Raw genomic sequence first — 26,415 nt, 5'->3', positions numbered from 1 at the left:
AGATGCGCGCTTAGCTCGTGGCGTGGCGAAACGGTGGTCAGCCTCACACCAACACTGCCCGCTAGAAGGTTCTTGCAGGCCGCCGTGGGCCTTGAGACTTCAATCCTGGTACATGACCATTACCCCCGCGAGTCACTTATCATCATTCCGCACACATCCGTCATTGCCGTCGCCAGGAAACTCCACAGATCGGGTTACGAGCGACGCTTAGTCGCCCGGCTGAATGTCGCTCATTTTCCAGTTCTTGTCGAAATACGCTTCGGTGGGGCCATACAGTCGGAAGTAGGTAAACCAGTGCTTGCCCGCAACGGTCTGCACCCAATTGCTCTCCTTGCCCGCCGGCGCCTGCGGTCCGAAATAGAGATCAACAGAACCGTCCGCGTTCTTTTGCAACTGTTCGCGGCTTGATACATCGGACTTCTGCCGAGCGTTTTCCACGAAGCGCCGCGTTGCAGTATCGTAGACCGTGAGCGACCAGAACTGCTTCGCAGGCGGGTTAGGCGCAATATGCAGGTGATAGTTCTTACCTCCGTCGAGCCAGGCATCACCTGAATCGGTGTATGCGCCGAGGTACGCTTGCCCGAGTCCAGGGGTGGTTGAGATCATCCCCTTGGTGTCGGTCACCGCTTCGTAGAACCACGCCGTCCGTTCCCAAAGCTGGTCGAAATTGGCGACGCGCTGTGAAGGATCGGCGATGAAAAGTGCGTATTCCCAATGCCGGTCGGGCCAGTGCCGCACGTTGGCGAAGCGCTTCGCGAAGGTATTGGTCTCAGCAAACAACTTCCCCGCGGCTGCGCCCTGTTGTAAAGCCTTGCGCTGCAACGTATTAGGTTCGAACGGCTTGCCCTTTTCAACGCCAAGGTTTGCGAGCATGGCCATGTAAAAGCGGTCGCGCTCGTTGACCGGCTCGCGCTGGATAATTTCCCAGAGCCGCTGCCAATACTCCATGCCGTCGGGCTGTGTGCCGGACCAGTCTGTGCCTCCGGGCGTCAGGAAGCGTCCGGCCGCCGGATGCGCGCGCTCACTGTAGCGGTAGACTTTAATCTGGCTGACGATCGCCTTGGCCTTCGCGGGATCTTGCTCTAGCACGCGAAATCCCAGCAGTACGCTGTTTGTTTCGGAGCGCGCGACATAGTAGCCCTGCGTATTGGCGGGTGCCTGAGCGCCTGGAGGGATGATCAGGTATCTGCCACCGCGCCCTTTGTCCGGTCCCGTCTGCCCCATGTCGACGATGGCACGCTGCCAGAAATCGCCGACGCCGCCTGCCGTCGGCCCCGCTGGCATGTCGATGACGAGCGGCCCCGACTTGTCCAGTTCGGCGAAGCCGAGAATATAGGGCGTTGTGGCGTTCGCAGTGAGAATGCCCAGTTTGTCTTTCCACGTCGTGTACACAACAAGATCGCCGGTGCGCGCGCCGAACTTGTCGACGCTTTCTTTTTGCCACTGCGCGTACGCAACCAGCGGCAACGCCCAGAGATAAGCCTGGGTAGCCTGCTGAAAATCGAGCTGACTGAAAAGGCCGGGAATGGCGCTGCGTGCGGGCAGATCGCCGTCCATCTGGACGGTGCCAAACGGCAACTGCACCTCTTGCGCCAAACAGTAAGGCACGGTCGTCACCAGCGCCGCGGTTGTAGCCGCAAGCGACGAGATCTTTCTAACGTGGAGGAACATGGGTTCTCCGTTGCAATGATGTCGAACAACCGGCCGACTAGCGCGGCTGCGGCACGGGGAATTTCCACGATCCATCGAGGACCGACTGATCGGGGCCGTAGATGCGCATTACGAGGTTATACGCACCCTCGGGCGCCGGCAGCCAATTCGACTCCTTGTCCTTGCCGGGCGAATCGTGCTGGACGTAAATATTCAGCGAGCCGTCCTCGCCATACTTAAGGCCCTTCGACCTGTCTCCGATCGAGTAACGCGCGATCCGGTTGGCGACGAGGTGCCTCCCCGGCAGGTCGTACATCGTAATCGACCAGAAGAACTTCGCAGGAGCGAGATTCTTCTTTTCGAAACGAAGGACATACGGCTGAGTGCCAAGCAAAGGCTGATGTTCAGCGTTAAACATGGCGCCGGTATATACGGCTTCCTCCTTAGTGTTCCCATAGATACCCATCGCGGCGGCCACCGCGCGCTTCATGTAGTCATTCTTCAGATCCTCGCGCGTGCCGAACAAGTCCATCGACGACGTTGTGGCTTTTTCCGCTTCTGCGAGCGCGGCCTTGCCATCCGCGACACCGGCTTCGAGCGCCGCGCGCGTCTCGGGTGACAGCGCGGATACGTCGAACGGCTTGCCGGGACCAATGCCGATTTTCGAGAAGCGCTCCATCAACGCCACTTCAGAGCGTGCCACCGGTTGCGTGAACTGCAGCAGGAAATTCAGATAGGCGACGAAGTCGACAGACGTCGCCTTTGCTTCATCCCATTTCGGAAAGGTGATTTTCTTAGCCATGGGGGGCGGGTTGGTCTGTTCGAAGCTTGACAGCGGCGCTAACCGATAACCCTGCTGGACCGCCCGCACATTCTTGACGTCGCCCGGCCCGTTGAGCGCCGTGCGCCCCAACGTCATGATGAAATCAGTCTCGGAGCGGAACACTTTGTCGATACCCTTCGGGGTATCACCGTTCCAGTGGGGTCCCGCCAATAGATAGCTTCCTCCGTCGTTGCCAGTCGTGCGAGAGCCGACGTAGGCAAAGTTATACGTGTAGAGGTCTACCCACTGAAACACGTAGTAGCGATGGTCGGGTACCTTCGGTACCGTCAGTACCCATGGCTCGCGTCGCAGATCAAGCCATGCCCACGAATACGGCGTGTCGTTGTTTGGCGTCACGATCTCTTTGTTCTCCGGACCGTAAGGCGACGAATAGTTGCGAAGCTTGCCGAACCCGCCGAGGTACGCCTTCGACGACGGATCGATTGCCTGGGTGTACATCGTCTTATAGTTGAACAGCATCGGATACGCGTAGATGAACGCGTCCTTCGCGATTTCCCGGACTTCGGCCGGCGCGGCGCCCTCGCTCGCGGACTGTGCCCAGTTGGGTGCGACGACACCAGCACACAACGTCATCGCCACCACTCGCGCAAACACCCTGAAAGCCAATTGCATTCGAATACCTCACGAACCGAAACTCGAGACCAGAACGTTCTCGTGCGACGCAAGCGGCGTCGCTTTCCCCAAGACGCCTACCAGTGCGTTGTTAGCCGGCTGTCACGTGCCGATGATGAGACTATGTCGCTATATATCGTGTGGGCCCTGTGCTGGCATTGCCGTCGGACAGTGCAACTGCGCAGCATACTCGGCCGCCGCCGGAAACTCCGACCTTCGTGAAATCGCATCGCGGCGCGTCGGCCCCCTTCTTTGCGGAGTCCGGCGGTTGTGCATTCCGCAGCGCGTCTTCCCCCAAGATTGTCAGGGTTTCGCTTCTTTGCCCGTGGCCGCGGTGTATCGAGTCATGTAGTCGTTCATCAAATTGCGGACCGCGCGTCCGATGCTGCGATAGTCCGATTCGTTCAGGTTAGCAAGCGAGATGCGCCCGGAACGATGCTGAGTACCAAACCCAAGCCCTGGCAAAAGCACGACGCGCGCCTCCCTTGCCAACTGGAAGAGCAGTTCTGACGGCTGCGTGTTCTGCTCCAACCACTGCACGAACGCTGTGCCATTTGCACGCTCGCCGAGGTAGTTCAGGTCGAGTATCGTGTAGTAGTCGACTTGGTTCGGATCTTTCTCTTCGAATGCGATACCCATCTCTTCGTACAACGCCTTCTTCCGCGCCCGAATCAGACGTTTCAGGGCGGCCTTGTAGGCATCAGGCGTGTCCATAAGCGAAAACAGCGAGAACAGCACCATCTGCACCTGCTGCGGCGTGGAAAGGCCCGCAGTGTGGTTCAGTGCGACGGTTCGACTATCGGCAACCAGTCGGTCGATGAACTTCAGCTTGTCGGGCTCCGTCGTGATTGACGAGTAGCGGTGATGCAACTCCTGCTTTGTCTCGTCCGGCAATTCACCTATCAGCCGGTCCAAGACATTGTCCTTGTGCGTCGCTACAGTGCCAAGCCGCCATCCGGTTGCGCCGAAGTATTTTGAATACGAGTACACGAGAATCGTGTTCTGCGGTGCCAGCGCAAACAGCGACACAAAGTCGTCGGCGAACGTGCCGTAGACGTCATCGGTTAGCAGAATGAGGTCGGACCGCTCCTTTACGATGTCGGCAATGTATTGCAGGCTTTCGTCACTCAGTCTGACCGAAGGTGGGTTGCTCGGGTTGACGAGGAAGAACGCCTTGACCTTCGGGTCACGCAGCTTGTCCAACTCAGCATTGGAATACTGCCAGCCGTTTGCCACATCGGCGTCAAGATTGACGACATTCAATTGATAGTCGTTAAGCGTAGGAATTTCGATGTAGGGCGTGAAGATGGGCCGCCCTAACGCGATTGTGTCCCCTGCCTTGATGAGGTGGTTCTCCTTCAAGGTATTGAAGATGTACGTCATCGCCGCGGTGCCACCCTCGACCGCATAAATGTCGAACTCGCCGACGAACGGGTGCTTGCCGGCCATCTCGCGACGCAGGTATTGACCAACGATTTTTTCTGACAACGTGAGCATCCGGTCTGGAACCGGATAGTTTGACGCCAGAATGCCCTCGCACATCTCATAAAGGAAGTCGTTGGCCGACAGCCCCAGCTGGTCGCGCACGTATGACACGGCCCCAGCAAGGAAGCTGATGCCAGCCACGCCTTTGTTCTCGCGCACAAATAGCTCGAACCGCTCTGTGAGCCCTTCACGCTTCGGAAAGCCACCGATCCCCTCGGGCATATAGGCGAATGAGCGCTCCGACTCGCGCATCGCAAAGAGGCCGAGTTGCCAGAAGCCATGCCTTGGAATAGTTGCCAGAAAATTGGGGTTGCCGCGTCCCGCGTTGAGCATTGCCACGTTGGCGGGACGTTCCACTGCGGCTCCGCCCGCCGCCTTGATAAGCTCGTCCTTCAATTCGAAGGGACTCAGTGCGGCCAGAGCCGACGGGCTTTCGTTAGCGTTCGCGGTTGCATTCGATTCAGACATTTTTCAGCTCCAAGCGTTTGGCAGAGACTGGGGACACTACTAGGAGATGAGCATGACGACTACCATGCCCCAGATAGTTAGCAGCGTGTTCCCAACGGCATACGTTACGGTGTACCCAAGTCCTGGGACCTGGCTTTTCGCAGCCTCGGTCAGCATGCCGAGCGCGGCGGTGGTTGTTCGGGCACCTGCGCACACCCCTAGCAGGATGGCTGGATGAAACCTGAAGACGTACTTGGCGATGAACATGCCAATGATGAGGGGGATGCTCGTCGAAACGATGCCCCACAAAAAGAGGCTGACGCCGAGCTGCTGCAGGCCCGTGACGAAACCGGGCCCCGCTGTGATGCCAACCACCGCGATGAACACGTTAAGTCCAACCGAGTTCATGAACCAGACGGTCGGTTCCGGAATACGCCCAAACGTTGGATGGATGGCTCGGAACCAGCCAAAGATGATGCCGGCTATGAGTGCGCCGCCGGAGGTCGACAGGGTGAGCGGAATTGCACCGACCCTCAGTACCAGCGAACCGATGAGCGCGCCGACCGCGATGGCGAGCGCGACGAACGCAACGTCGGTGACGCTCGTCGGACGGTCAATCACACCGAGGGTCTTCGCAGCAGCGGTCGTATCCTGTGTTCGGCCAACAATCGTCACCGTATCGCCACGGTGCAACTTCGTTTTGGGAAGAATCGGAATTTGTGTCTCTGTGGCTCCCCGTTTGATCCGACGCAGGTAGATGCCACGCGCTCCGGGCAGGTGAGCGAGCTCTTCTAACGTCTTTCCGTCAACCGCCTTTGACGTCACATAGACATCGACGCCTTCGACCGGCACGGCAAGCAGTTCGGGGTCGTCGACTTCGTTTCCCTTTGGCGAAAGCAGCGCGACCAGCTGCTCTCTGCGTCCGCCGACCGCCACGACGTCACCGGCTTTCAGTACCGAATCGAGCGTTGCCTCATGAATCGCCCCGCCGCGACGAAGTCGTTGAATGAAGAGCCGGCTGCCGGTAGGCGCGCTCGCTTCCGCTGCCGCTACGGTCATGCCAACTACAGGGCCATCCGTGGCGATACGGTAAGCGCGAAGCTCAAATTGGTGCCAGGCCTGGCCAGCACCGCCAAGTTCAGTTCCGCCGCCCAGCTGCGACTCGTAGTCTTTGCATGCGGCAACCAGGTTAATGCCTAGCATCTTGGGCCCGAGGGTCGCAAGGATGACTGCTGACCCAATGGTGCCGAAGATGTAAGTCACCGCGTAGGCGGTGGGCATGGCGTCAAGCAGGCGCTTGGCCTCGTCAGCAGGCAGCCCGAGGCGGTTGATGGCGTCGGTCGCGAGACCCATGGATGCCGAGATGGTTTGCGAACCGGCGAAAAGCCCTGCGGCAGACCCCACGTCGTAACCCGCGACCTTAGCCGCGGCTACCGGAACGACGAGGCACAAGAGGCATTGAAATACAGCGAACAGCGCCTGCGGTAGTCCGTCCTTGGCAATGCCGCGCACGAACTGCGGTCCGACGCCGTAGCCTACCGCGAACAGAAACATGAGGAAGAAGACTGACTTTACGTTCGACGAAATGGTAATGCCAAATTGGCCGATAGCTATGGCCGCCAGCAGCGTTGCGGTGACCGCGCCGAGACTGAACCCTTTGAAACTCTTTCCGCCTACCCAGTAGCCGATGCCAAGCGACAGGAAGACCGCAATCTCCGGATACTGCCGTAGTGTGTGTTCCAACCAGGCCATACGCGCCCCCATACCGCTTCGATTAGGCCGCCGCAGCGACTTTCAGGTGGAAATGACAACTTTCAGTGCTTCAGTTTCCGCCGCATTCGAGAATGTCTCGTAGGCGTCCAGGATCGCGTCAAGGGCGAAGCGGTGCGTGACGAGCTTGCCGGGTTCAAGCCGGTTCGATATGACCGTCGACAGCAGCATCGGCGTGCTGTAGGTGTCCACAAGGCCAGTCGTCAACGTAATGTTGTGAGCCCAGAGCTTCTCAAGATGAAGGTCGACTTTTGTGCCATGCACGCCTACGTTGGCGATGGTGCCGCCTGCGGCGACGATGGCTTCGCAGAGCGAGAAGGTTGCAGGCACGCCCACCGCTTCAATGGCGACGTCGACACCGCGGCCACGCGTCAATGCCATCACATCGTCGACGGCCGAACCGCTCGCGCTGTTGATGGTGTCGGTCGCCCCGAAGGAGGCGGATACGCGCAAGCGATTGCCATCAAGGTCAATGGCAATCAACATGGCTGGTGCATAGAACTGCGCAGTCATGAGCGCAGCGAGACCCACCGGGCCAACACCGACGACGGCAACGGTGCAGCCGGGTTTAACGCGACCGTTGAGCACGCCACATTCGAACCCGGTCGGCAGAATGTCGCTCAGCATGACCAGCGCTTCCTCGTCACTTCCAGCAGGGATGTGATAGAGACTCGTGTCGGCGTGCGGAATGCGCACCTTCTCGGCCTGAGTGCCATCGATCAGATGACCGAGTATCCAGCCGCCTGTCGTGCAATGCGAATACATCTGGCGCCGGCAATGTTCGCACTTTCCACAGGCACTGATGCACGAGATCAGCACAGCGTCGCCGGGCTTGAAGTTAGAGACCGCCTCGCCGACCGACTCGACTATGCCAACGCCTTCGTGACCAAGGGTTGTCCCCGCCCTTACTTCGGGTACATCGCCCTTCAGAATGTGAAGGTCGGTGCCGCAGATAGTGGTGCGTGTCACGCGCACAATGACGTCCGACGGCAACTGTATCGCCGGTTCCGGCTTATCAATGAGGCGCTTCTTCCCAGGGCCCTCGAATACTAATGCCTTCACGATGTCTCCCCATAGAACGACTTAGCCTTCGACAAAGTTCTCACCTCGCACCTTCAAGCAATACCCGATTTGGCTGGGAAGTACGAGTGTGTTCGATTAAGTTCTCTGTTGTACCTAGCGGTAGATCGAGACCAACCACTGAACAAAGTTTCGTCACCGCGCCTGGCAGTGGAATTACAGTCTAGCTTCGCATCAGCCGGTGACCAACGCCTAGGTCATTCGTCAATTGCCAGACATAGACCCGTGAAAATCGCACGCCGAACTCTCTCTCTATGAGTTGTCGTAGCCTGGCGTTCGTCCAGGATTCTGAGTCGAAGCCGTAGTCCATCGCGGAGCCATTGAGGGCTACTACTATCCATTGCAGGGCTTCCGGGCTGAGTGCCGACACTTTGCCACCGACTTGCATCTGGCGTAGTGCTTCGAGTCCCCCTTCGCTCACCAATGCTTGATACCGCTTGACCGTCGCCGGCGTCATATGTAGCTGTTCGGCAACTTCTTTGACCGAAAGCCCGTCGAGGAGTAGCTGACCGGCACGTAGCCGACGGGAAACACTGGGTAGGTTTTCCGGGGGCGTACGCATTGTCACCTCCGCTATGTGGGACGCAAAGAAGCATGTCGGACTTTCCAGATAGATGAAGTGAATCGAGGAGAGACATCGACCTATTGATATACCGCAAACCGATTCATGACCACCCCCTGATTGACGAAAAATGAGCTTGATTAACGACGCAGAATCGAATATCTCTCGGCGCCGTGTTACCAAACGCATAAGGCATTATGTGCTTGGCAGAAAGGTTTCCGTTTGCTATCGTTTTATGGCGGCAGGACGCAATTCGTCTCCCTTGCTCCCGGCTGACTCGATTCCGTCAAGACGTCTAATTTTTGTCGCAGTGGCGCCGACACTCGTCCCTGCGAGGACTTAGCTCGCGCCTCAGAAGGGCGCTTGAGCGTAACGCATGCCGCGGACCTCGTTGATAACGGAGTGAGGGGCGGCCATTTCGGAGTATCGACAATGAAGCGGACAATGCAGGCTGTATTGGCAGTTCTGTTTGCAATGCTGACTGACACAGCTTCGTCACAAAGCGCTTCCGAGGATGCGAATAAGAGCAATAATCCGCTCAACCTTGCCGCGTCGTTCAACGTCCAGAATTACTTTACGCCAAGTATCTTCGGTGCAAGCGGCCACACGAATGATTTTCTATTGCGGCCAACCGTTCCAATTGGTCCGAATAATGTTATTCCGTTTCCTGAAATATTCCGCCTCACTGTTCCCATAAGCACGCGTCCCGCCCCGACCGGCGGATACAACACGGGACTTGGTGACATCAATCTGTTCGACATTTTCTTGTTGTCGCAGGGACAAACGCAAATCGGCGTGGGTCCCCTTATCACTGCTCCGACGGCGACCGACCGGACGCTCGGAACGGGCAAGTGGCAGGCCGGTCTTGCCGCGGTCGCAGTCAATGCAACAAAGCAACGCCTGCTCGGCGCACTCGTGCAGTGGCAGCACTCGTTCGCCGGTCAAAGCGACCGCCCGACTGTGCAATCGCTGACAACACAACCGTTTGTCATCTGGAACCTTCCAGAAGGCTGGTACATCCGCTCGACAGGCGTCTGGACCTTCGACCTCCAGCGCGGTAGCTACTACATCCCTGTCGGACTGGGCGGCGGAAAGGCGTGGAGAAGCGGCAGCACGATTTTTAACGCCTTCATCGAACCGCAATACTCAGTCGCGCATTCCGGCAACGTCTCGCAATGGCAGATATTCGCGGGGCTCAACATGACGTTCGGGAAGTGATGACAAGGCAACGACCATGAATACGAGGACCTGCCAACGTCATAGTCGTTCTCTGGCCTCTCTAGGGCGCGCCGCTGCAGCCGCCCTGTTGGTCATCACCTGTAGCCGCGCCAATGCAACCGAAGGCGGCCTTGGTCGGCCTATCGCAGGCATGACGGTGCTCTCGGGCATCGGCATCGTCCCGCCTGAGCCCGTTACCGTTGTCAGCATTCAGCAAATGTATCTCGATGGTTCCATCGGCGGAAACCGTCAGGTGCCGATTGCGGGCAAGACCTCGCTCGGCATTGAGGGCGAGATTGCCTTCACGCTTGCGTCGATATTGCACGTATGGGGTGGTGTGGCCGGGTGGGACTTTGCAAGCGGAATCACGCTGCCGTATGTCTGGACTAAGGTGACGGGCTCTCTTTCGGCTGGTCGCTTTTCTTCGTCGACGAGCGACCGGGCATCGAACCTCTTCGACATGTACTTCACGCCCATCGAGGCGGGGTACCACTTTACCAACACCGACCACATCGCTTTAAGCTTCAACTTCTGGGCGCCCACCGGCCATTACGACTCCAACGCCCTGGCTAACCCGAGCCTGAACAACTGGACCTTTGTGCCGCAGATCGCCTACACGAAAATCGTCCCGCAATACAACCTCGAGTTCGATGCAGTGCTCGGGTTGCAGTTCTATACCCGCAACACCGCAACGGATTATCACAATGCGCCGCTGCTGACGCTTGATGCGATGGGAATCAAGAGGTTTTCCAACGGTCTCGGCGTGGGTCTGGTGATAGGTACAGTGCAGCAGCTCGGCAACGACAGCGGGCCACTTGCCGACAGACTGAACCGCTTCGTCGGCCGCGACCTCTCGCTCGGGCCCATTTTGACGTACGACACGAAGGTATATGGCAAGCATCCATTGTCGGCAAGCATCCGGTGGGTGCCAAGCATCGCTAGCAGGAATCGCCTGAAGAGCACGAACAGCTTCCAGGCGACGGCGACTGTGGCGTTTTGACCCGGCGGCTCATGGACCCATATCATGCGTACTCCAATCGGTTCGTTCGGCTGCCTAATTGCCACACTCGTCTTAGGATGCGCGCACGAAAGCGAAGGACCGCTCGCCACAGCTTCGGTGCCAGCTTCGACTTATGACGCCACCGTTCAGGGGCCAAGCCCAGCAGCAGCTTCATCCGAACTTGAGCGCGACGTGCATGTTGACAGGAGCGCAACGGAGGCATTGAGCCGGATGGGCGATTATTTGCGCTCGCTGCCCAAGTTTGAGGTGCGTGCGGACACCTCCACGGACCTCGTGCTCGACAACGGCCAAAATGCGAGCTACCTCCATGAGACGGTGCTCGATGTGCAGCGTCCGGACCGCGCACGGGCTGAGGTGCTGGGCAGCAGAAAGCCTCGCGGTATCGTGTATGACGGGCGCGACTTCGTTATTTTCAACCAGGGCGAAGGATACTACTCGCGTAATCCGGCTCCGCCAACGCTTAATGGACTCGTCCACGAACTGGCGACCGTCTACAACATCGAGATGCCTCTTGTCGACCTGTTTTACTGGGGCAACGGAAAGGTCGATGAGCTCGTGTTGACTTCGGCCCAAGACCTTGGTCTGGAGAAAGTCGACGCGCGCTGGTGCACCCACTACGCGTATCGGCAGCAAGGCGTCGATTGGGAGTTATGGGTTGAGCGAGGCTCGAGACCACTCCCCTGCCGGATGGTCATTACCGACACTACCCAGGAGTCGCGCCCACGCCATGCCGTCACCTATCACTGGAACCTCCTGCCAGCATTCAAGGCCTCGACGTTCGTGTACCGTCCTCCACCGGGCGCGCATTCCATTGAGCTGAAGCCGGCTTTTGATTCGCCCTTGCAGGAGGCGCAATGACCGACGCCCAACGCCTTCTCACGGCCAGCCTGATTGTTGTCCTGGCGGTGTCATCGCCGTCCGCGCTCGCCTTTCGCGGCATGGCGCGCACGGGCATCCACCCGATGCCGCACGGCGGTTTTAGCGGCGGACAGTATCCGCACGCCGCACCCGCAGGCGGTGGCGCTGGTTTCCATGGTGGGCCGTTCCCGCACGGCGGTGATGGGTTTGCTGGAGGCGGAGTGCGCCCCCCAGCGCCGGGACCGAGCCCGTCGCCCCGTCCTTCCGGCTTCGGTCCGGGCCCCGGGCCGCAGCCCCACGGTGGTCCTCCGCCGGGACCTGGTCCGCGGCCGCCTGGACCTGGACCCGGACCCGGACCCGGTCCGCATCCTCCACCGCCGCCGCCTCCTCCCCCGCCCCCACCAGGGTTCTGGGGTGGCTGGTACGCGGACCCGGTCGCCGTTGGCCTGGCCGTCGGCGTGACCACTGCGCTCGTGGTAGGGACGGCCGTCGCGACCTTGCCCCCGAGCTGTGCGGCAGTTGTCGTTGGAGGCGTTACCTATCAACACTGTGGCCCGACCTGGTACCAGCCGCAATACGTCGGAACCGCAGTTCAGTACGTGGTCGTCAACCCGCCGCAATAATAAGGAGGGAGTACGCGTGGTCCGCGCTTCTGTCCAGTGGTCGGCTTTTTACTTCTGTCTGGCGGCGGCATCGTTTGCCTATGCCGCCCAGGAGCCGTCGCGCTTTCGCGACGCAGAAGATGGCCAGTTCGACATGAGCGACGTACTGCTTAACCATCGCGGCGTGCTACCCGTGCCAAACATCATTACGGAGCCGGCAATTGGTTATGGCCTTGGCCTGGGCCTGCTGTATTTCAGCGCGGCTAAACCTGGGACCGTCGAACCCGGCAAGCCGTCGAGCGATGAAACGGGCGAACGCAACGCAATGGCGCCGCCGAATATCACTGGCGTCGGAGCTTTCGGTACGGGTACCCATAGCTGGGGCGTTGGCCTTGCCCATTTCCATACCTGGAACGACGACCGCATCCGTTACTTCGGTGCGCTGGGCAAGGTTAATCTGCACTTGAACTACTACGGTCCGCAAGGCAATGCCAATGCGTACCAACTGAGCGGTGTCGCCGTTGTCCAGCAGGTGCTGTTCAGGCTTGGCAACAGTCACTGGTACGTCGGCCCGCGCTACACCTTCTTCGACACGGCGACGCGCTTTGGCCCCGTCGTTCCGCAAGGTATCAACCATTTTCAGAAGGACCTGCGCATCGGCAAAGCGGGAATCGTCATCGACTATGACACCCGCGACAATATCTTCTATCCAAGCCGCGGTAGCTACGCGGAATTTGAAGCGGACATCGCACGAGGCGCGCTCGCCAGCGACCGGTCGTTTGAGATGCAGACGGCGCGAGGCTACCACTGGGTGCCGTTGTCACCGGCGTGGGTGCTAGGGATGCGCGCCGACACAGGCTTCTCCCAAGGGGACATTCCGTTCTTCGCGCAGCCTTACGTCAATCTGCGCGGCATTTCGCAGGCCAAGTTCCAGGACCGCAACCAGGTAACCGGCGAACTGGAGCTCCGCTACAACATCACGCCGCGCTGGTCCGTCCTGGGGTTTGGCGGCGTTGGCAAGGCCTACGGCAATTTGCATTCGTTTTCTGACGCCCCAACCGCGTTCGCATTCGGCACGGGCTTTCGCTATCTCATCGCACGGAAGCTCGGCGTGTCGATGGGCGTTGACGTAGCGCACGGACCGGGCCAGAACGCGTTCTACATCCAAGTCGGAAGCGCCTGGCGCTAGCCACCATTCGTTGAGGAGTGAACGATGATCCACCACAAGGTAACTGAGCTTGCAGATTTGCTTCGATGGGCAGCGACCGGAAAGCATTTGGTGACCTACCGGCGACTGCATTCCTGCTTCGAGAAAAACGTACCACTGGATGAGCGGTACCGGCTGCTCGAAAAAGCAGTACACACCTTGGCCAATCCAACGCTCCTCGACTATGGTTGCCTGATGTCCCTCGCAAACGGCTTGCCCGGCGACGACTTCTTTACTCGGTTCAAACGTCTACGAGCTGCCGAGTACCTCGCCGAGATGGGCCATGGGTCGCTTGGGCGGTCGACTACAAAAAAACGCCGCATTGCGCTGTTGGAAAGAGAGGCGGTGTACAGACACGCGACCGTCCGGTGCGATCCCCCGCCCGCGCACGCAGCGGCTTACAACATCAAGCGAGACTCGGCAAGCGACCTCGCCAATCCGCCAACCCTTCGTTAGGAAAAGAACATGAATGCCTCGGCCATCCCGTATCGTGTTGCCCTCAGTTCAATGCTAGCGGCAATTCTGTGCGGTTGCGCGACGACGCGGGATACACCGTCAGATCAGGCGACCAAAGCGGAGAGCACACTCTCAGCAGGCGTCGCGACACAAGCGACAGCTGAGCGTAACAGAGCCGTCTTAAGCGAACTCAATTTCAATGACCGAGCGAGCTATGACTCGGTGAAACGCGGGCTTGTAGCACAGTTGTCAGACCCCGTGATCCGAGGTAAGGACGGAAACGTCGTCTATGACGCAGACAAATTCAACTTTGTGAAAGGGCCGTCGCCCGACACAGTAAATCCTAGTTTCTGGCGCCAGTCTGAACTCAATGCCCAACACGGGTTATACAAAATTGCCGACCGCATCTATCAGTTCCGCGGCTACGACATCGCGAACATGACCCTGGTTCAAGGGGATACTGGCTGGATTATCATTGACACGACTACCTCGGCGGAGGTGTCGGCTGCCGGACTGAAGCTCGCGAACGACACACTGGGCGCGCGACCGGTCAAGGCCGTTATCATCACGCACAGCCACGTGGACCACTTCGGCGGCATGATGGGAGTGCTGACACCTGACGACATCAGATCCAGGCGCGTACAAATCATCGCGCCGGCCGGGTTCGTCGAGGAGGCGGTGAGCGAAAACCTCTACGCTGGTAATGCGATGGGCCGGCGAGCGAGATTTTCCTATGGCGACGGTCTGCCTACTGACTCTATTGGCTCAATTGGGACCGGGCTCGGCGTAAATCTCTCTCAGGGCTCTATTGGCCTTGCGTTACCGACCACGACAATTACCAAGACAGGCCAAACGCTCAAGGTCGACGGGCTGGACGTCGTGTTCCAGAATGCCCCCGGAACCGAGGCACCCTCCGAAATGATGTTCTTTTTTCCGCAATTGAAGGCTCTATGCCTTGCGGAAGATGCGACTTACGTCATGCACAATCTCTACACCCTGCGCGGAGCGAAGGTACGCAGCCCGCTGGTGTGGGCGAACACGCTTACGGAGACGCTCGAGCTCTTCGGCGACAAGGCTGACGTCGCGTTCGCTTCACATACCTGGCCGACATGGGGAAACGCCAACATCAGGAAGCTTGTCTCCGACCAGCGCGACATGTTCAAGTTTATCAACGACCAGACGTTGCGCATGGCCAACCAGGGTTACAACGCCTCGGAAATCGCCGAACGCATCAAGCTGCCCGATGCCATTGGAAAGCAGTTTTATAACCGCGGTTACTACGGCAGCCTCAAACACAACGTCAAGGCTACATATCAGCTTTACCTCGGCTTCTTCGATGGCAATCCGGCGACGCTTGATGAACTGCCGCGCACGGAAAGTGCGAGCCGGTACGTGGCTGCTATGGGCGGTGCGGATAATGTAGTCCGTCTGGGACGAGCGGCCTTCGACAAGGGCGACTACCGGTGGACGGCTGAGCTTGTGAACTACGTGGTGTACGCCGACCCGACGAATCAGGCAGCTCGTCAGCTGCAAGCGGCTGCGCTCGAACAGCTTGGCTTTCAGGCAGAGTCAGCGACGTGGCGAGGCTTCTATCTGATGGGCGCCCAGGAACTGCGAACCGGCAAACGGATGGCAGCAGCCACGCTTGTCGACCCGCGCACCATCCCTGTCCCGATGGCGGTCGACTACGCCTCTACACTCATTAATCCGGACCGAGCTAACGGTGTAGCGAAGAAGGTGAGGTTAAGTGTAACCGACGAACATCAGCAGTTCACGTTGACGCTCGAGAACTCTGTACTGATTCTTGATAAGCCGAAGCCTGGCGAGCCGGTTGACGGCAGTTATGAACTCACCGGACCGCAATTTGGGGCCATTGTCGGCGGGCAAGCAAAAACTGCGGACCTGGTTAGCTCGGGAGCGGTGAAAGCAACTGGCGACGCGAGCGCACTGGACTCCATTGTCGCGCTGTTTGATAGACCGGACCCAGCGTTTCCGCTTGTCACACCTGTCGACAGCAAGTAGGCGACAGTCCTCGACGTAGACACTAAGCAGTCTGTCTTCCCGGAGACACAGTGATGAAACCATCTCGTGCCCTTCTGCTGATAGCAGTTGCGCTCGCCGCAGTCATTACCCAGTCTGTCACTGCTCAACAACCCGACGTTGCGGTACACCGCGGCGAGCCTCCGCCGACACAGCAAACGATAATCGAGCCGACCAAGGTGGAGGTAAAGCCCGGTTACAACCAACCAAATCAGTACATGACGACTCCATCGACGAAAGTGGCGGACAACATGGAACCCGTCGTCAGCCACCCCGACCAGCTCCGGGAGGCACAGCAGAAGCTCAGCGCCTTGCAGCAACCCACCGGCAAGCGACCGAACGTCGTCATCTTTCTTCTGGATGACGTGGGATACAGTGACTCCGGGTTCAACGGCGGCGGCATTGCAGTAGGCAACGACACACCAGACATTGACCGCTTCGCGAATCAAAGTCTTGTGCTGTCCTCTGCTTACTCGCAGCCTAGCTGCTCGCCGACACGCGCGAGAATTCTTACCGGACAGAACCAGGCGCATCACGGCATTCAGTCGCCGCCCATGTCTGGGCAACCAGGCGGCATGGAAGGACTGACGTCGCTCGCCCAACTCATGTCTAAGCAGGGCTACGCCACGCAGGCGGTTGGCAAGTGGCACATCGGCGAGAACACCGGTTTCCAGCCGCTGGACCCCGAGTTTGGCGCCATGCCCTATGCGCCCGAGCGCGTAACGCGCGGCGGCTCGTTCCTGTGCAGCGAAACTTACTGCCAGAGCTATCGCACGAGCGCGCGCCGAGGCACCGACCCGATGAACGGGATGTCGCACCTTGGCTTCCGTTTAGCAGCGGACCAGCGTGAGTGGCAGCGCAAGGCCGCCCTCTAGGCATGGAGATACACGATGCTGAAAGCCACCATTCTCGTCGGTGCTCTTCTCGCTAGCCCCGTTGCTTTCGCGCAGAAACCAGTCGTCTACCCAGCGCACGGACAGAGCGCGCAACGGCAGGCGCAGGACGACGGCGCCTGCTACGTGTGGGCCAAGAACAATACAGGCGTTGATCCGGCGGTTGTCGCAGGCGCACCACCACCCGTGGTGGGTCCCACCGGCGCACGCGTCAGAGGCGCTGCGAGGGGGGCCGCGGCGGGCGCAATCATTGGCGACGTTAACCACCACGATCCCGGGCATGGCGCCGCAGTTGGCGCCACTGCCGGTGCACTCGTCGGCGGTGTCCGCAGCCGTCAGCTGCATGCTGCACAGGCACAGTATGCACAGGCGAGCCAGCAATCCACGCTGAATCTCTACTGGCGCGCGTACAGCGCGTGCATGCAAGGTAAAGGCTATTCGGTGCAATGACCGTGTGAAGCACAACCGCAGACAATTTCGTAACGGAGATACTCATGTCGCTCTCGTGTTCGTGGCGTACATTAGGCGCCGCCGCAGCCGCTCTTGCGCTTGGCTCAATGGCCGTCGCACAGCCCGGATTTTCACAAAGCAATCAGACCGACGATGCGGCCATCGGCGCCGCCGTACTTGCTCGCGTCCAGGCCCAGGTGACATCAATTGACACGGCGACAAACAGCGTCTTTCTGCGTGGTCCGCGTGGCAACGTCGTAGAGGTTGAGGTCAATCCCGAAGTCGCGGACGTGAGCAAGCTCCAGGTCGGTGACGTCATCAACATCGCTTACAAGAACGCAATCCTGATTAGCGCGGACAAGATTGATACAAAAGGCGTGCGAGAGCGAATTGAAACGAGTGTCACGCAACCCGCGTCCGACGGCACGGTGGCGACCGCTCGCCGGGTGGAGGTCGTCGCGACCGTACAGAAGATCGACCGCAGGAACCGGCAGATAACACTACGCGGTCCGCGTGAGACGGCAGTGTTTGACGTGGTCCCGGACGTGTCTCTTGACAACCTCAAGGTGGGCGATTCAGTCCGTGCAGTGATCGTCGTCGCTGCGGCCGCATCCTTGGCTCGTGACGGCAGTGAAGTGAATTAGCTCATAGGTCGTCGACCATTGCCGTTCTTACGGATAAACAGCATCGTGAACAATCGATGCGGCATGCCAAGAACTAGTGCGGCGCTGGGGGCGACCGCGATAGTGCTCGCGTCCGCCTCGACGGCGACCTTCGCCCGAGAGTTCTCGCTCTTCGGCGGGGGCTCAAGAGCCGGGAGCACGAACACGTACACCTGGGCCTTTAACTATCAGGAAGGCCTGGGCCAGTATTTTGCAGCCAGCTTATCCTGGCTCAACGAAGGCCATATCCCTGATCGCCATCGCGACGGACAGCTCCTTCAGGTTTGGGCCCGACCGCCGGTCGGCTCTCCACAATTCATTCTGCAAGCGGGCGTCGGTCCCTACCGCTACTTCGATACGACCACCGCTGACCAGGATGGCAGCTATCCTGATGTCCACGGTTGGGGCGTTGTCTACAGCGTGCGCGCGTCTTATTACGCGTCGAATCGGTGGGTGACGCAACTGCAACTAATCGCATCCACGTCCAGCGCGGACCGGATGCGACGAGTGTGATGCTCGACGTCGGTTACCAGCTCGATGCACCGAACTCTCCCGGCCCTCGGGCATGGGGAACCGGCTCCGCGTCAAAGGTGGTAGCGCCTGTTGACAGCCAGTCAGGAAACGGCTGTGATCGACAAAACGCTTAGATACATGCACTTTGCCTTCTCCCCACGCCGAGCGAGCGTCGTTCTCGCATTGGTTGCAATGGGCAGCATGAGCCGCGCGGCCTATGCGACGGCCGTCGACCTTCCCGGCGCGCTCCCCAACATGTTCGGCGTTGGCGTTGGCTCGACGACAGAATACGCAGGCGGCAAGGACCGCATGATTGGCGTGGTGCCGGGGCTTCGGTATGTGACACCAGGGGGCACTTGCTCGAGTGGTACGGTCCTTACGCGCAGCTCAACGTCGCTGGGGTAGCTGGTTTCCAGTGGGGTCCGGCTATCGCACTGAGACTCGGCCGGCGCAACGTCGATGACCCCGTCATCGCGCAAATCCATGAAGTGCATACGACGGTCGAGGGTGGCGGCTATGTTGGTTATGAATACGACCACGTTGGCAACTTTCCCTACCGGCTGCGCGGCACGTTGACCGTCGTCACCAACGCGGGCGCGGTCTACACAGGCGCCCGCGTTGCGCTCAATGCAAGCGCGTGGGTGCCCGTAGGCGTGCGCGTGTTCGTCGGTGCCGGCGTGGGCGCGACATGGGTAAGTCAGGGCTTCAACGAAACATATTACGGTGTGACACCGGCCGACTCAGCACGCAGCGGGTTACGCGCCTTCCACCCCAACGGCGGCCTGCAGCAGGTCACAAGCTGGGCCGCGGCTGTCTACCAGCTTGATAAAAGCTGGTATGGTGGGGCCATGATTTATTATCAGCGTCTGACGGGCTCCGCCGCTGACAGTCCAATTGTTACGCAACGTGGCAATCGTAATCAAGTGACGTACGGTGTGGGTTTAGCGTACGCATTTCGATGAGCCAGCAATGCGTCCCCCCAAACACGGCAGATCAGTCTAAGAGCGTCGACGCGCGCAAGACGCGGCCTCGTTGCTCGGCTGTTATGCGTATTGATTTCGACGCAAATCGTGGGTCAGGATTCAGTGCAAAATTAACATCTTGGTGATTGATGAGGTCGGCTACCTCTCGTACTCGAACTCTCGAACCGGCATGCCGACTTGCTGTTCGAACTCGTCAGCCGCCGCTATGAGGCACATTCGACCATCATAACGACCAATAAGCCGTTTGAAGGTAAGCACGAACGACGCCGCTCAGAGTAAGGTGGTAGGAGCGCGTGATGCTTGATAGCGAAGTGGGTCAGCGGAGAGCTGCGGGCATCTTCCAGGAAAGGAGCGCGTCGTAGTCGTCGACGGCCTTCGCAGAGGAAGGAGCTGGAATAACCAGAATAACCAGTGGAGGTAACGATAGGGATCGATGCCGCCGGCTTTGTATGTTTCGATCAAGCGATCAAGCTGTAGAGGTTTGCACTTGCGTTTGCACCTGGAACCGTGTCGCTAAAAATGCGCCTTTACAGTCAGGCAATGCACGGCTTCCAGACAACTCGCTGCGACAGCGCAAGGCAGTCATTTGTCTTGGCGATCTGTCGCCGATGTTGGCTGGAACCCCACTGAGTGTGTGCGTTCGTTCCGTTGGACCGCCTTTGCCCCAGGTTCACGCTGAAGCGTAAACCTTTGTCCTGGAGAGCTTGATGTCGCGCACCGGCGAGGCCCCGAACATACGACCGTACTCGCGCGTGAATTGCGGCACGCTCTCGTACCCCACGGCATCGGCAGCAATGCTGGCCGAGGCACCCTCTGACAACATCATCCGTCGCGCTTCGATCAGACGCAATTGCTTCTGGAACTGAAGGGGCGACAGCGTGGTGACGGCACGGAAGTGCTGGTGAAACGTGGATGGACTCATGCCCGCGGCCTCGGCCAGGCGCTCCACCCGCAACTGCTGCGCGTAGTCAGACCGAATGATGGCCACGGCACGGGCGACACGCTGGGCGTTGCCTTCGACTATGCCCAGATTGCGGATCGCGGGGCCATGGCGGCCGGCAAGAAGCCAGAAGTGCATTTCCCGAATCACTTGCCCTTTGAGGACCGGAACCGCCGCAGGACGGTCGAGAAGGCACATCAAGCGTAGTGCGGCGTCGGCAACCTCGGCTTCGGTGGGTTCGACTCGTACCGGGGCGCCAATCTCCGCCCGCGCAATATCCATCTCAAGCGCAAGTGCTTGGATCACGACAGGGTCCAAATCAAGAACCAGGGAGTAATACGGCACTCTCGCGTTGGCCCGTGTGATCTGACTGACCGTGGGCACATCGGCGGTGATGAGCAGGGAGTCGCCCGCGCCGAAATCAAACGTGCGGTTGCCCATCATCACGCGCTTGCTGCCTTGCACGACGAGTGCGACCAACGGGCGCGAGATGGCGTATTGCAGTTCGCTGGGCGTGTCGAAGCGAATTGTCGTGAGCCCCGTGATCGGCGTGCTCGCGATGCCTTGCGCGTCAGCGTGGAAGTCCGCATAGCGGCGGACGGCGGTTAGCAGAGTATCAGCCATGGATGGAAGGATAATTGTGGTCGGGAAGGGGCGCAACCGGTTACCAAGGGGATCAGGCAAAAAGATCCCAGGTTCCGGCAACTGCCACGGATCGTCGGGAACGACACTGATCGCACACCGGACCCCGGCATTCCACCTGTCCTCATCCCACTCGAAACGCACCACGATGCGCACTCAAAACCCGTGTTCTGCTTATGTCGACCGATGGATTCGAAGATTGGGAGATGCCGGTGTTGACGTGATGCTGGCTTCGCCGGGCTTGTCCCTATTCGCCGCACCGTCTTCAACGCGGAAACGGCACGCGCCAGCTCCGCGCCGCTTATTTCCGCCTGGATGACCCCGGCGATTCTGCCCCACCCGTTGCCCGCGTCGACGAAGGCGAAGACGCGCAGCGTGCGGTCCCAGCCACTGCCAGGCAAGCGGACTCGTCATTTCGACGTTCGCGACCACCATCTTCGAGCCGCCACGGGATGTGGAGGCGGAGGAATAGGCAAAACCTCCCGAGGAACCAGCAACCAACGCGTAAGGCACGGCCGGATACTGTTGCTGTCACATCGACACCACTCACAGGAGCCCTATATGTCCACCATTTCGCTTGTCACTGGCGCTAGCCGTGGCCTCGGCCGCAATACCGCGTTGAGCATCGCCAGCCACGGCGGCGATGTGATCGTGACCTACCGCAGCGGCGCAGCCGAAGCCCGCGAGGTCGTCAGCCAGATTGAAGCAACGGGCCGCAAGGCCGTCGCCCTGCAGTTGGACGCTAGCGACGTATCGACGTTCGCGCGCTTCTCCCAGAACGTCGGCGCTGTGCTGAAAGACGTTTGGGAGCGTGATACATTCGACCACCTTGTCAACAACGCCGGCCACGGCGAGATGGCCCCCTTCGCCGAGACGACCGTGGCGCAGTTCGATGCGCTGATCGACGTCCACGTCAAAGGCGTCTTCTTCCTCACCCAGGCGCTGCTGCCCGTGCTCGCTAATGGCGGCCGCATCATCAACCTTTCCTCGGGACTGACACGCGTGACCGCCGCCGGGTTCTCTGCCTATGCAACGGCCAAGGGTGCAGTCGAGATTCTCAGCGTGTGCATGGCTAGGGAACTCGGCAGCCGCGGTATCACCGTCAACACCGTGGCCCCTGGCGCGATCGAAACCGACTTCCTGGGCGGCGCCGTGCGCGATATCCCCGAACTCAACCAGCAGTTTGCCGGCATGACCGCGCTGGGACGGGTGGGCGTGCCGGATGACATCGGTCCGATGATCGCCAGCCTGCTGGGACCGGACAATCGCTGGATCACCGGTCAGCGCATCGAGGTCTCGGGCGGTCAGGCCATCTAAGTCCGCATCGTCCGCTCAGTACTGCAGTCTTATTCGGTGGCCGGGTGCCGCGGCAGTTATGCGGCGCCACCTGCTACCTCTCATTGGAGATTCAGAAAATGCCCAAGATCGTCATCCACGCGCCGGAAGGCAACGGGTGGCCGCCGAACTGACAATCTTTGCGCTGGAGTGTGAGAGCCTGCCTCAGTCGGCCTTCGTGAAAAGCACGGTCTGGATCTACTTCAATACGTACGCCAGCGACGCCGTGTTCATGGCTGAGAAACCGGCTACGGTGAAAATTATTAGCGCACAGATTTACGTTGTCCAGGGCGGCCTCAATGACGAGTCAAAACTGAAGCTTATCCGAGGTGCGACGCAGATCCTTGGGCGCCATGCCGGCAATGCCGCGCGCATGCCGGTCTATCTCGTCATCCACGAAATCCCTGAGACCAATTGGGGCATCTTCGGGGAACTCGGCAATCTGGGCGCATTGCGTGCGTCGGACGCGCATGCGCCTGCCCTCTGATCGAACGCTCGCCCTCACTCCTCGGTTTACACCGACAAAGATGAACATGCGTATTCGCATAGCAGACTTGGCAAGATGGGCGCTGCCATTGCACCGCGCCTTCACGAGATGGGCGTGGAGGTCACTGCCTGGAACCGCTTCCCCGAAAAGGCCGAAGCGAGTGGGCTTCCGATCGCATATACGCTGCACGTACTCTGCGAACGCAGCGACATCATCATCACGTCCTTGTTCGATCGCGATAGCGCCGCGATGGCCGTGTACTGTGGAGACGAGGGGCTGCTTGGTGCGGGTGCCGCGATCTCTTCATCCGCTTCATCGAAATGTGTGCACTGACCGACCGATTGAAGCGGTCCTGACGCCCCAGGTTTTTGTCGGAAAGCAGCTCGTTCGCGGGGCAATCGTCCCGCACGGTCGGCCCGCCTCAGTGAGGCGGACGAGCCCCGCCGCCAAGAAAGGCAAGGCGCCGGTAGCCGACGCAAGCGAGCGCGGCAAGTGCTCGACAGCATCGACGTAAGCAGGTTGACATCGCGATGAATTCGGGCAGGATACGGCTACGCCGCCCGACGTGGTGATCGTCTTTGCCTCGGCTGTCACGGTGGGAGCTATCACGTTGCGCTCGGTTACAGGCCGCAGCTTCAGGCATCTTGAACCGCCCCGACTTTGTCGGAGACCGCCGAGTTTGGCGCTACGCCGCGCGAGCGGAGCGCACCAGATTCCGATTGTAGACTTCCTCTGCTTCCGCAGGCGATACGTACCCGAGCGGGCCGAGCAACCGATGGTGGTTGTACCAGTGAACCCATTCGAGCGTGGCGAGCTCGACGTCTTGGAGCGTAGGCCATGAACGCCGATGCACAACTTCGGCCTTATACAAGCCGTTGATCGTTTCGGCCAGAGCGTTGTCGTACGAGTCGCCGACGGTTCCGACTGATGGCTCAACGCCAACGTCCACCAAACGTTCGGTGTACCGAATGCTGAGATATTGCGACCCGTGATCGCTATGATGAATGAGCCCGGGCGGTGGCTGGCGATCGTGTAACGCCTGGTTCAGCGCGTCCAGCACGAAGTCGGTCTTCATCGATGTCGACACGCGCCAACCGACGATACGGCGCGCAAACACATCGGTCACGAAGGCCACATAGACAAAGCCCGACCATGTCCAGCAATACGTAAAATCCGCGACCCACAGCGCGTTAGGCCGCTCGGCCCGGAACTGACGTTTGACCCGGTCCAGCGGGCACGGCACCGCATCGTCGCGCTGCGTCGTCTTGATCCGGCGCCCACGCCGCACACCTTCGAGGCCCATCACCTTCATTAGGCGCGCAACCGTGCAGCGCGCGACCTTCACGCCATCGCGCAGCAGCTGGCGCCAGACCTTGCGCACACCATACACGCCGAAGTTCTCGTCCCAGACCGCCCGGATCAGGGCCTTCAGTTCAACATCGCGGCGCGCTCGTGCTGGCCATTGCTCCGGATCACTGCGCCGCCCGGCGTGCCGGTAATACGTCGACGGCGCGATCGGCAGCAGGCGGCAGATCGGCTCGATACCGTAGACGTCGCGATGCTCTTCGATGAACGCGATCATGGCTTCGATCGGCGGTCGAGCTCCGCCTGCGCGAAATATGCCGAGGCCTTGCGCAGGATCTCGTTGGCCGTGCGCAATTCACGATTCTCGCGCTCCAGTTCCTTCAGACGCGCCAATTCCGAAGTTGTCGCGCCCGCTCGTTGGCCACGGTCGCGCTCAGCCTGAATGATCCAGTTGCGAAGCGTCTCTCGCGACATTCCCATCTTCGAGGCGATCGAGCGGATCGCCGCCCCCTGCGTTTGATACTCGTGTTGGTGCTCGAACACCATTCGCACCGCTCGCTCACGGACCTCATCCGAATATCGCGTCCCAGTGGGCTTCCGTGCCTTGCCTTCGCTTTCCATGCTTCAAATCTCCCGTTACAGCCAAGATCCGAAGTCTCCTACATTTCCGGGGCGGTTCATCTTGCGGGATTGGCGTCTCGGGTTGCCATAATAACTGGGTGAGAGGGCAAGTGCGCCGCCAGTCCGCCGGAAAACTCAATCCAGAGCTGCATCTGACGTCTCTGCTCGACAGGTCCGCGACATCGGCAATCCGAAGACCACTTTGGCTGGCAATCGGCGCGACCGTGATGAGCGTGCTTGTCGTGGGCATCACGAGCGTTGTGTTGATCGAAGGTCGCCAGGAGGCGATCCATCGGGCAACGCAAAACTCGGCCAACGTCGTCTCCGCCATGGTAGGAGAAGTCGCACGCAATATCCAGGTTTATGACCTGGCGCTGCAGGCGGTGGTCGAGGGCATGCAGGATCCCGCTGTCGCGGCACTTACACCCGAGATGCGTCGCAAAGTCCTGTTCGATCGATCCACGATTGCCGGCTACATCAGCGGCATATACGCGCTCGACGCATTCGGCGCCGTTTCCGAGGAGCCCGGCGGCACGACGATTCGCGCCAACTTCGCCGACCGCGACTATTTCATCGTCCATCGCAACCGGCCTGACGCTGGACTGTACGTGTCTGCGCCATTCCGATCGCGCTTGAGGAATGGCAACGTATCGATCGCCCTGAGCCGTCGCATTACGGCCGAACGCGACCGGCGCTTCGCGGGCGTTGCGATGCTTGCCATCGACCTCAAGTACTTCCAGCAGATGGTGGACAAGTTAAAAGTCGGACCTCACGGCTCGGCGTTCGTGATTCAGACGGACGGTACGTTGCTGGCGAGGAACCCGGCGCTGCCCGAGGGCCTGTTGCCACCGACGCTGAATTCGCCAAGCCTCGCGACCATGCTGACGTCCAAGAGCGGGTCCTACGTCGCCGCCTCTCCGATGGACGGGGTCGAGCGCGTCTACACGTTCGCTCGCGTGCGTGGAAGCAATCTGATCGTCTCGATGTCGCCGTCGCTGCAAGACGTGACCGCCGAATGGAAACGGCGTTCGCTGATCGTGGCGGCCCTGGTTCTGATCGTCACAGGCTGCTTTACCTTCGCCGTCTGGTTGCTCTTTCTGGCGTTACGGCAACGTGACGCCGCGCAGGCGAAACTGTTGCACATCGCAGGAACCGACGCGCTCACCGGCCTGGCCAACCGCAGGACGCTGGACGCCGCGCTCGAAGAGCTGTGGGCATTGGCAACCCGGAACCGCTTGACGGTCGCGCTGTACTTCATCGACGCGGACAACTTCAAGGCGTACAACGACCAGCATGGTCACGACGCAGGCGATCGGGCGCTTCAGCTGATCGCCGAGTGTCTCGCGCGCTATGCACGCCGCGGCAGCGACCTCGCTGCGCGCTATGGCGGGGAGGAATTTGTCCTGGCGCTCGCCGATACGGACGCTCAGCATGCAGCAGGCGTAGCCGAATCGATCCGCAGCGACGTCGAGTCCGAATCATTGAAGCGCGCGAGCGGATCGGGCCCCGTCGGTTTGCGGGCGCCGATGACCGTGAGCATTGGGTATGTCGTATGCGATTTTCCGCCCGGCGCAGAGCTCGTCGAGCTGGTCGACCTTGCTGACGCGCTTCGATTGGCCGACGAAGCGCTCTATGCATCTAAACGTGCAGGCCGCAACCGCGTAAGCGTCGCAGATCCCGGCCTTGCGCTCAGGGCCATGCCGCACGCTGATGCGGTCTAAGTCGGTCGCCG

Annotated in this window: 23 protein-coding genes, 2 pseudogenes and 1 other annotated feature; of the genes and pseudogenes, 16 read left to right on the top strand and 9 right to left on the bottom strand. The window is 59.9% G+C overall.

Features of this window, described 5'->3' with window-relative positions:
- Window positions 1-207: 207 nt before the first annotated feature.
- The 6 genes from P9220_RS20210 to P9220_RS20185 all read right to left on the bottom strand — a co-directional run bounded on the left by P9220_RS20210 (window position 208) and on the right by P9220_RS20185 (window position 8,450).
- Window positions 208-1,671, bottom strand: a complete 1,464-nt coding sequence (locus P9220_RS20210) for a DUF1254 domain-containing protein (RefSeq protein ID WP_309767138.1) — start codon at window positions 1,669-1,671, stop codon at window positions 208-210.
- 37 nt (window positions 1,672-1,708) lie between these two features.
- On the bottom strand, window positions 1,709-3,106 hold the full coding sequence (locus tag P9220_RS20205) for a DUF1254 domain-containing protein (protein ID WP_309767136.1): 1,398 nt from the start codon (window positions 3,104-3,106) through the stop codon (window positions 1,709-1,711).
- Window positions 3,107-3,409: 303 nt separating this feature from the next.
- Window positions 3,410-5,059: a bifunctional aspartate transaminase/aspartate 4-decarboxylase gene (locus P9220_RS20200; RefSeq protein WP_309767135.1), complete on the bottom strand. Its 1,650-nt coding sequence runs from the start codon at window positions 5,057-5,059 to the stop codon at window positions 3,410-3,412.
- Between the two features lie 39 nt (window positions 5,060-5,098).
- Window positions 5,099-6,790 (bottom strand): aspartate-alanine antiporter, encoded by a 1,692-nt coding sequence (aspT, locus tag P9220_RS20195; RefSeq protein WP_309767134.1) that lies wholly within the window; start codon window positions 6,788-6,790, stop codon window positions 5,099-5,101.
- Between the two features lie 42 nt (window positions 6,791-6,832).
- On the bottom strand, window positions 6,833-7,870 hold the full coding sequence (locus tag P9220_RS20190; protein WP_309767133.1) for a zinc-dependent alcohol dehydrogenase family protein: 1,038 nt from the start codon (window positions 7,868-7,870) through the stop codon (window positions 6,833-6,835).
- Between the two features lie 181 nt (window positions 7,871-8,051).
- Window positions 8,052-8,450, bottom strand: coding sequence for a helix-turn-helix domain-containing protein (locus tag P9220_RS20185; protein ID WP_309767131.1), 399 nt, complete (start codon window positions 8,448-8,450; stop codon window positions 8,052-8,054).
- Between the two features lie 444 nt (window positions 8,451-8,894).
- Here P9220_RS20185 and P9220_RS20180 point away from each other — a divergent pair, with 444 nt between their 5' ends.
- From P9220_RS20180 to P9220_RS20120, 12 genes and pseudogenes are all read left to right on the top strand, one after another.
- Window positions 8,895-9,668, top strand: coding sequence for a hypothetical protein (locus P9220_RS20180; protein WP_309767130.1), 774 nt, complete (start codon window positions 8,895-8,897; stop codon window positions 9,666-9,668).
- 16 nt (window positions 9,669-9,684) lie between these two features.
- The gene (locus tag P9220_RS20175; RefSeq protein ID WP_309767129.1) at window positions 9,685-10,668 is read left to right on the top strand and encodes a transporter; all 984 of its coding nucleotides are present in this window, start codon (window positions 9,685-9,687) and stop codon (window positions 10,666-10,668) included.
- Window positions 10,669-10,692: 24 nt separating this feature from the next.
- Window positions 10,693-11,547 (top strand): DUF2092 domain-containing protein, encoded by an 855-nt coding sequence (locus P9220_RS20170; protein ID WP_309767128.1) that lies wholly within the window; start codon window positions 10,693-10,695, stop codon window positions 11,545-11,547.
- A 639-nt stretch (window positions 11,548-12,186) separates the two neighbouring features.
- The gene (locus P9220_RS20165; RefSeq protein WP_309767125.1) at window positions 12,187-13,338 is read left to right on the top strand and encodes a BamA/TamA family outer membrane protein; all 1,152 of its coding nucleotides are present in this window, start codon (window positions 12,187-12,189) and stop codon (window positions 13,336-13,338) included.
- Window positions 13,339-13,362: 24 nt separating this feature from the next.
- Window positions 13,363-13,812, top strand: a complete 450-nt coding sequence (locus P9220_RS20160) for a hypothetical protein (protein ID WP_309767124.1) — start codon at window positions 13,363-13,365, stop codon at window positions 13,810-13,812.
- Window positions 13,813-13,821: 9 nt separating this feature from the next.
- A complete protein-coding gene (locus P9220_RS20155) occupies window positions 13,822-15,834 on the top strand; it encodes an alkyl sulfatase dimerization domain-containing protein (protein WP_309767123.1) in 2,013 nt (670 codons plus the stop codon).
- A 53-nt stretch (window positions 15,835-15,887) separates the two neighbouring features.
- Window positions 15,888-16,727, top strand: coding sequence for a sulfatase-like hydrolase/transferase (locus P9220_RS20150; protein ID WP_404989562.1), 840 nt, complete (start codon window positions 15,888-15,890; stop codon window positions 16,725-16,727).
- Window positions 16,728-16,742: 15 nt separating this feature from the next.
- Window positions 16,743-17,195 carry a glycine zipper domain-containing protein gene (locus P9220_RS20140; protein ID WP_309767121.1) on the top strand — a complete coding sequence of 151 codons (453 nt, stop codon included), beginning with the start codon at window positions 16,743-16,745 and terminating at the stop codon, window positions 17,193-17,195.
- Window positions 17,196-17,239: 44 nt separating this feature from the next.
- Window positions 17,240-17,839: a hypothetical protein gene (locus P9220_RS20135; RefSeq protein WP_309767119.1), complete on the top strand. Its 600-nt coding sequence runs from the start codon at window positions 17,240-17,242 to the stop codon at window positions 17,837-17,839.
- 63 nt (window positions 17,840-17,902) lie between these two features.
- Window positions 17,903-18,370 carry a hypothetical protein gene (locus P9220_RS20130; protein WP_309767118.1) on the top strand — a complete coding sequence of 156 codons (468 nt, stop codon included), beginning with the start codon at window positions 17,903-17,905 and terminating at the stop codon, window positions 18,368-18,370.
- Window positions 18,371-18,726: 356 nt separating this feature from the next.
- Window positions 18,727-19,332 carry a MipA/OmpV family protein gene (locus P9220_RS20125; protein ID WP_309767117.1) on the top strand — a complete coding sequence of 202 codons (606 nt, stop codon included), beginning with the start codon at window positions 18,727-18,729 and terminating at the stop codon, window positions 19,330-19,332.
- Window positions 19,333-19,468: 136 nt separating this feature from the next.
- Window positions 19,469-19,599: pseudogene (locus P9220_RS20120) on the top strand (ATP-binding protein); the annotation flags it as partial.
- A gap of 424 nt (window positions 19,600-20,023) precedes the next feature.
- Here P9220_RS20120 and P9220_RS20110 read toward each other — a convergent pair.
- A complete protein-coding gene (locus P9220_RS20110) occupies window positions 20,024-21,091 on the bottom strand; it encodes an AraC family transcriptional regulator (RefSeq protein WP_309767116.1) in 1,068 nt (355 codons plus the stop codon).
- A 164-nt stretch (window positions 21,092-21,255) separates the two neighbouring features.
- Window positions 21,256-21,382: pseudogene (locus P9220_RS27080) on the bottom strand (BamA/TamA family outer membrane protein); the annotation flags it as partial.
- Between the two features lie 114 nt (window positions 21,383-21,496).
- Here P9220_RS27080 and P9220_RS20105 point away from each other — a divergent pair.
- The 3 genes from P9220_RS20105 to P9220_RS20095 all read left to right on the top strand — a co-directional run bounded on the left by P9220_RS20105 (window position 21,497) and on the right by P9220_RS20095 (window position 23,090).
- Window positions 21,497-22,252, top strand: a complete 756-nt coding sequence (locus P9220_RS20105) for an SDR family oxidoreductase (protein ID WP_309767115.1) — start codon at window positions 21,497-21,499, stop codon at window positions 22,250-22,252.
- A 136-nt stretch (window positions 22,253-22,388) separates the two neighbouring features.
- Window positions 22,389-22,757 (top strand): tautomerase family protein, encoded by a 369-nt coding sequence (locus tag P9220_RS20100; RefSeq protein ID WP_309767114.1) that lies wholly within the window; start codon window positions 22,389-22,391, stop codon window positions 22,755-22,757.
- Between the two features lie 75 nt (window positions 22,758-22,832).
- Complete coding sequence (locus P9220_RS20095; RefSeq protein WP_309767113.1) at window positions 22,833-23,090, top strand: NAD(P)-binding domain-containing protein; 258 nt, start codon at window positions 22,833-22,835, stop codon at window positions 23,088-23,090.
- 352 nt (window positions 23,091-23,442) lie between these two features.
- Here P9220_RS20095 and P9220_RS20090 read toward each other — a convergent pair.
- Window positions 23,443-24,683, bottom strand: a protein-coding gene (locus tag P9220_RS20090; RefSeq protein WP_404989561.1) for an IS3 family transposase whose coding sequence is annotated in 2 segments (ribosomal slippage) — window positions 23,443-24,377 and window positions 24,377-24,683 — 1,242 coding nt in all. Because the reading frame shifts where the segments join, the coding sequence is not laid out codon by codon here.
- Window positions 24,265-24,381: a sequence feature (AL1L pseudoknot), on the bottom strand. It overlaps the preceding gene by 117 nt.
- Before the next feature lie 227 nt (window positions 24,684-24,910).
- Between P9220_RS20090 and P9220_RS20085 the strand changes: the two genes are divergently transcribed.
- Window positions 24,911-26,404 (top strand): sensor domain-containing diguanylate cyclase, encoded by a 1,494-nt coding sequence (locus tag P9220_RS20085; RefSeq protein WP_309767111.1) that lies wholly within the window; start codon window positions 24,911-24,913, stop codon window positions 26,402-26,404.
- Window positions 26,405-26,415: the final 11 nt, after the last annotated feature.

It is taken from the genome of Caballeronia sp. LZ016 (assembly GCF_031450805.1).
Lineage (GTDB): Bacteria > Pseudomonadota > Gammaproteobacteria > Burkholderiales > Burkholderiaceae > Caballeronia.
This window is presented reverse-complemented; position numbering and strand designations above follow the sequence as displayed.

Coding starts and splice junctions, on each gene's coding strand:
- P9220_RS20205 (WP_309767136.1), bottom strand. CDS start 3,106: ATGCAATTGGCTTTCAGGGTGTTTGCGCGAGTGGTGGCGATGACGTTG.
- P9220_RS20150 (WP_404989562.1), top strand. CDS start 15,888: ATGAAACCATCTCGTGCCCTTCTGCTGATAGCAGTTGCGCTCGCCGCA.
- P9220_RS20185 (WP_309767131.1), bottom strand. CDS start 8,450: ATGCGTACGCCCCCGGAAAACCTACCCAGTGTTTCCCGTCGGCTACGT.
- aspT (WP_309767134.1), bottom strand. CDS start 6,790: ATGGCCTGGTTGGAACACACACTACGGCAGTATCCGGAGATTGCGGTC.
- P9220_RS20135 (WP_309767119.1), top strand. CDS start 17,240: ATGTCGCTCTCGTGTTCGTGGCGTACATTAGGCGCCGCCGCAGCCGCT.
- P9220_RS20140 (WP_309767121.1), top strand. CDS start 16,743: ATGCTGAAAGCCACCATTCTCGTCGGTGCTCTTCTCGCTAGCCCCGTT.
- P9220_RS20155 (WP_309767123.1), top strand. CDS start 13,822: ATGAATGCCTCGGCCATCCCGTATCGTGTTGCCCTCAGTTCAATGCTA.
- P9220_RS20105 (WP_309767115.1), top strand. CDS start 21,497: ATGTCCACCATTTCGCTTGTCACTGGCGCTAGCCGTGGCCTCGGCCGC.
- P9220_RS20130 (WP_309767118.1), top strand. CDS start 17,903: ATGCCAAGAACTAGTGCGGCGCTGGGGGCGACCGCGATAGTGCTCGCG.
- P9220_RS20085 (WP_309767111.1), top strand. CDS start 24,911: ATGAGCGTGCTTGTCGTGGGCATCACGAGCGTTGTGTTGATCGAAGGT.
- P9220_RS20160 (WP_309767124.1), top strand. CDS start 13,363: ATGATCCACCACAAGGTAACTGAGCTTGCAGATTTGCTTCGATGGGCA.
- P9220_RS20170 (WP_309767128.1), top strand. CDS start 10,693: ATGCGTACTCCAATCGGTTCGTTCGGCTGCCTAATTGCCACACTCGTC.
- P9220_RS20095 (WP_309767113.1), top strand. CDS start 22,833: ATGGGCGCTGCCATTGCACCGCGCCTTCACGAGATGGGCGTGGAGGTC.
- P9220_RS20210 (WP_309767138.1), bottom strand. CDS start 1,671: ATGTTCCTCCACGTTAGAAAGATCTCGTCGCTTGCGGCTACAACCGCG.
- P9220_RS20200 (WP_309767135.1), bottom strand. CDS start 5,059: ATGTCTGAATCGAATGCAACCGCGAACGCTAACGAAAGCCCGTCGGCT.
- P9220_RS20180 (WP_309767130.1), top strand. CDS start 8,895: ATGCAGGCTGTATTGGCAGTTCTGTTTGCAATGCTGACTGACACAGCT.
- P9220_RS20175 (WP_309767129.1), top strand. CDS start 9,685: ATGAATACGAGGACCTGCCAACGTCATAGTCGTTCTCTGGCCTCTCTA.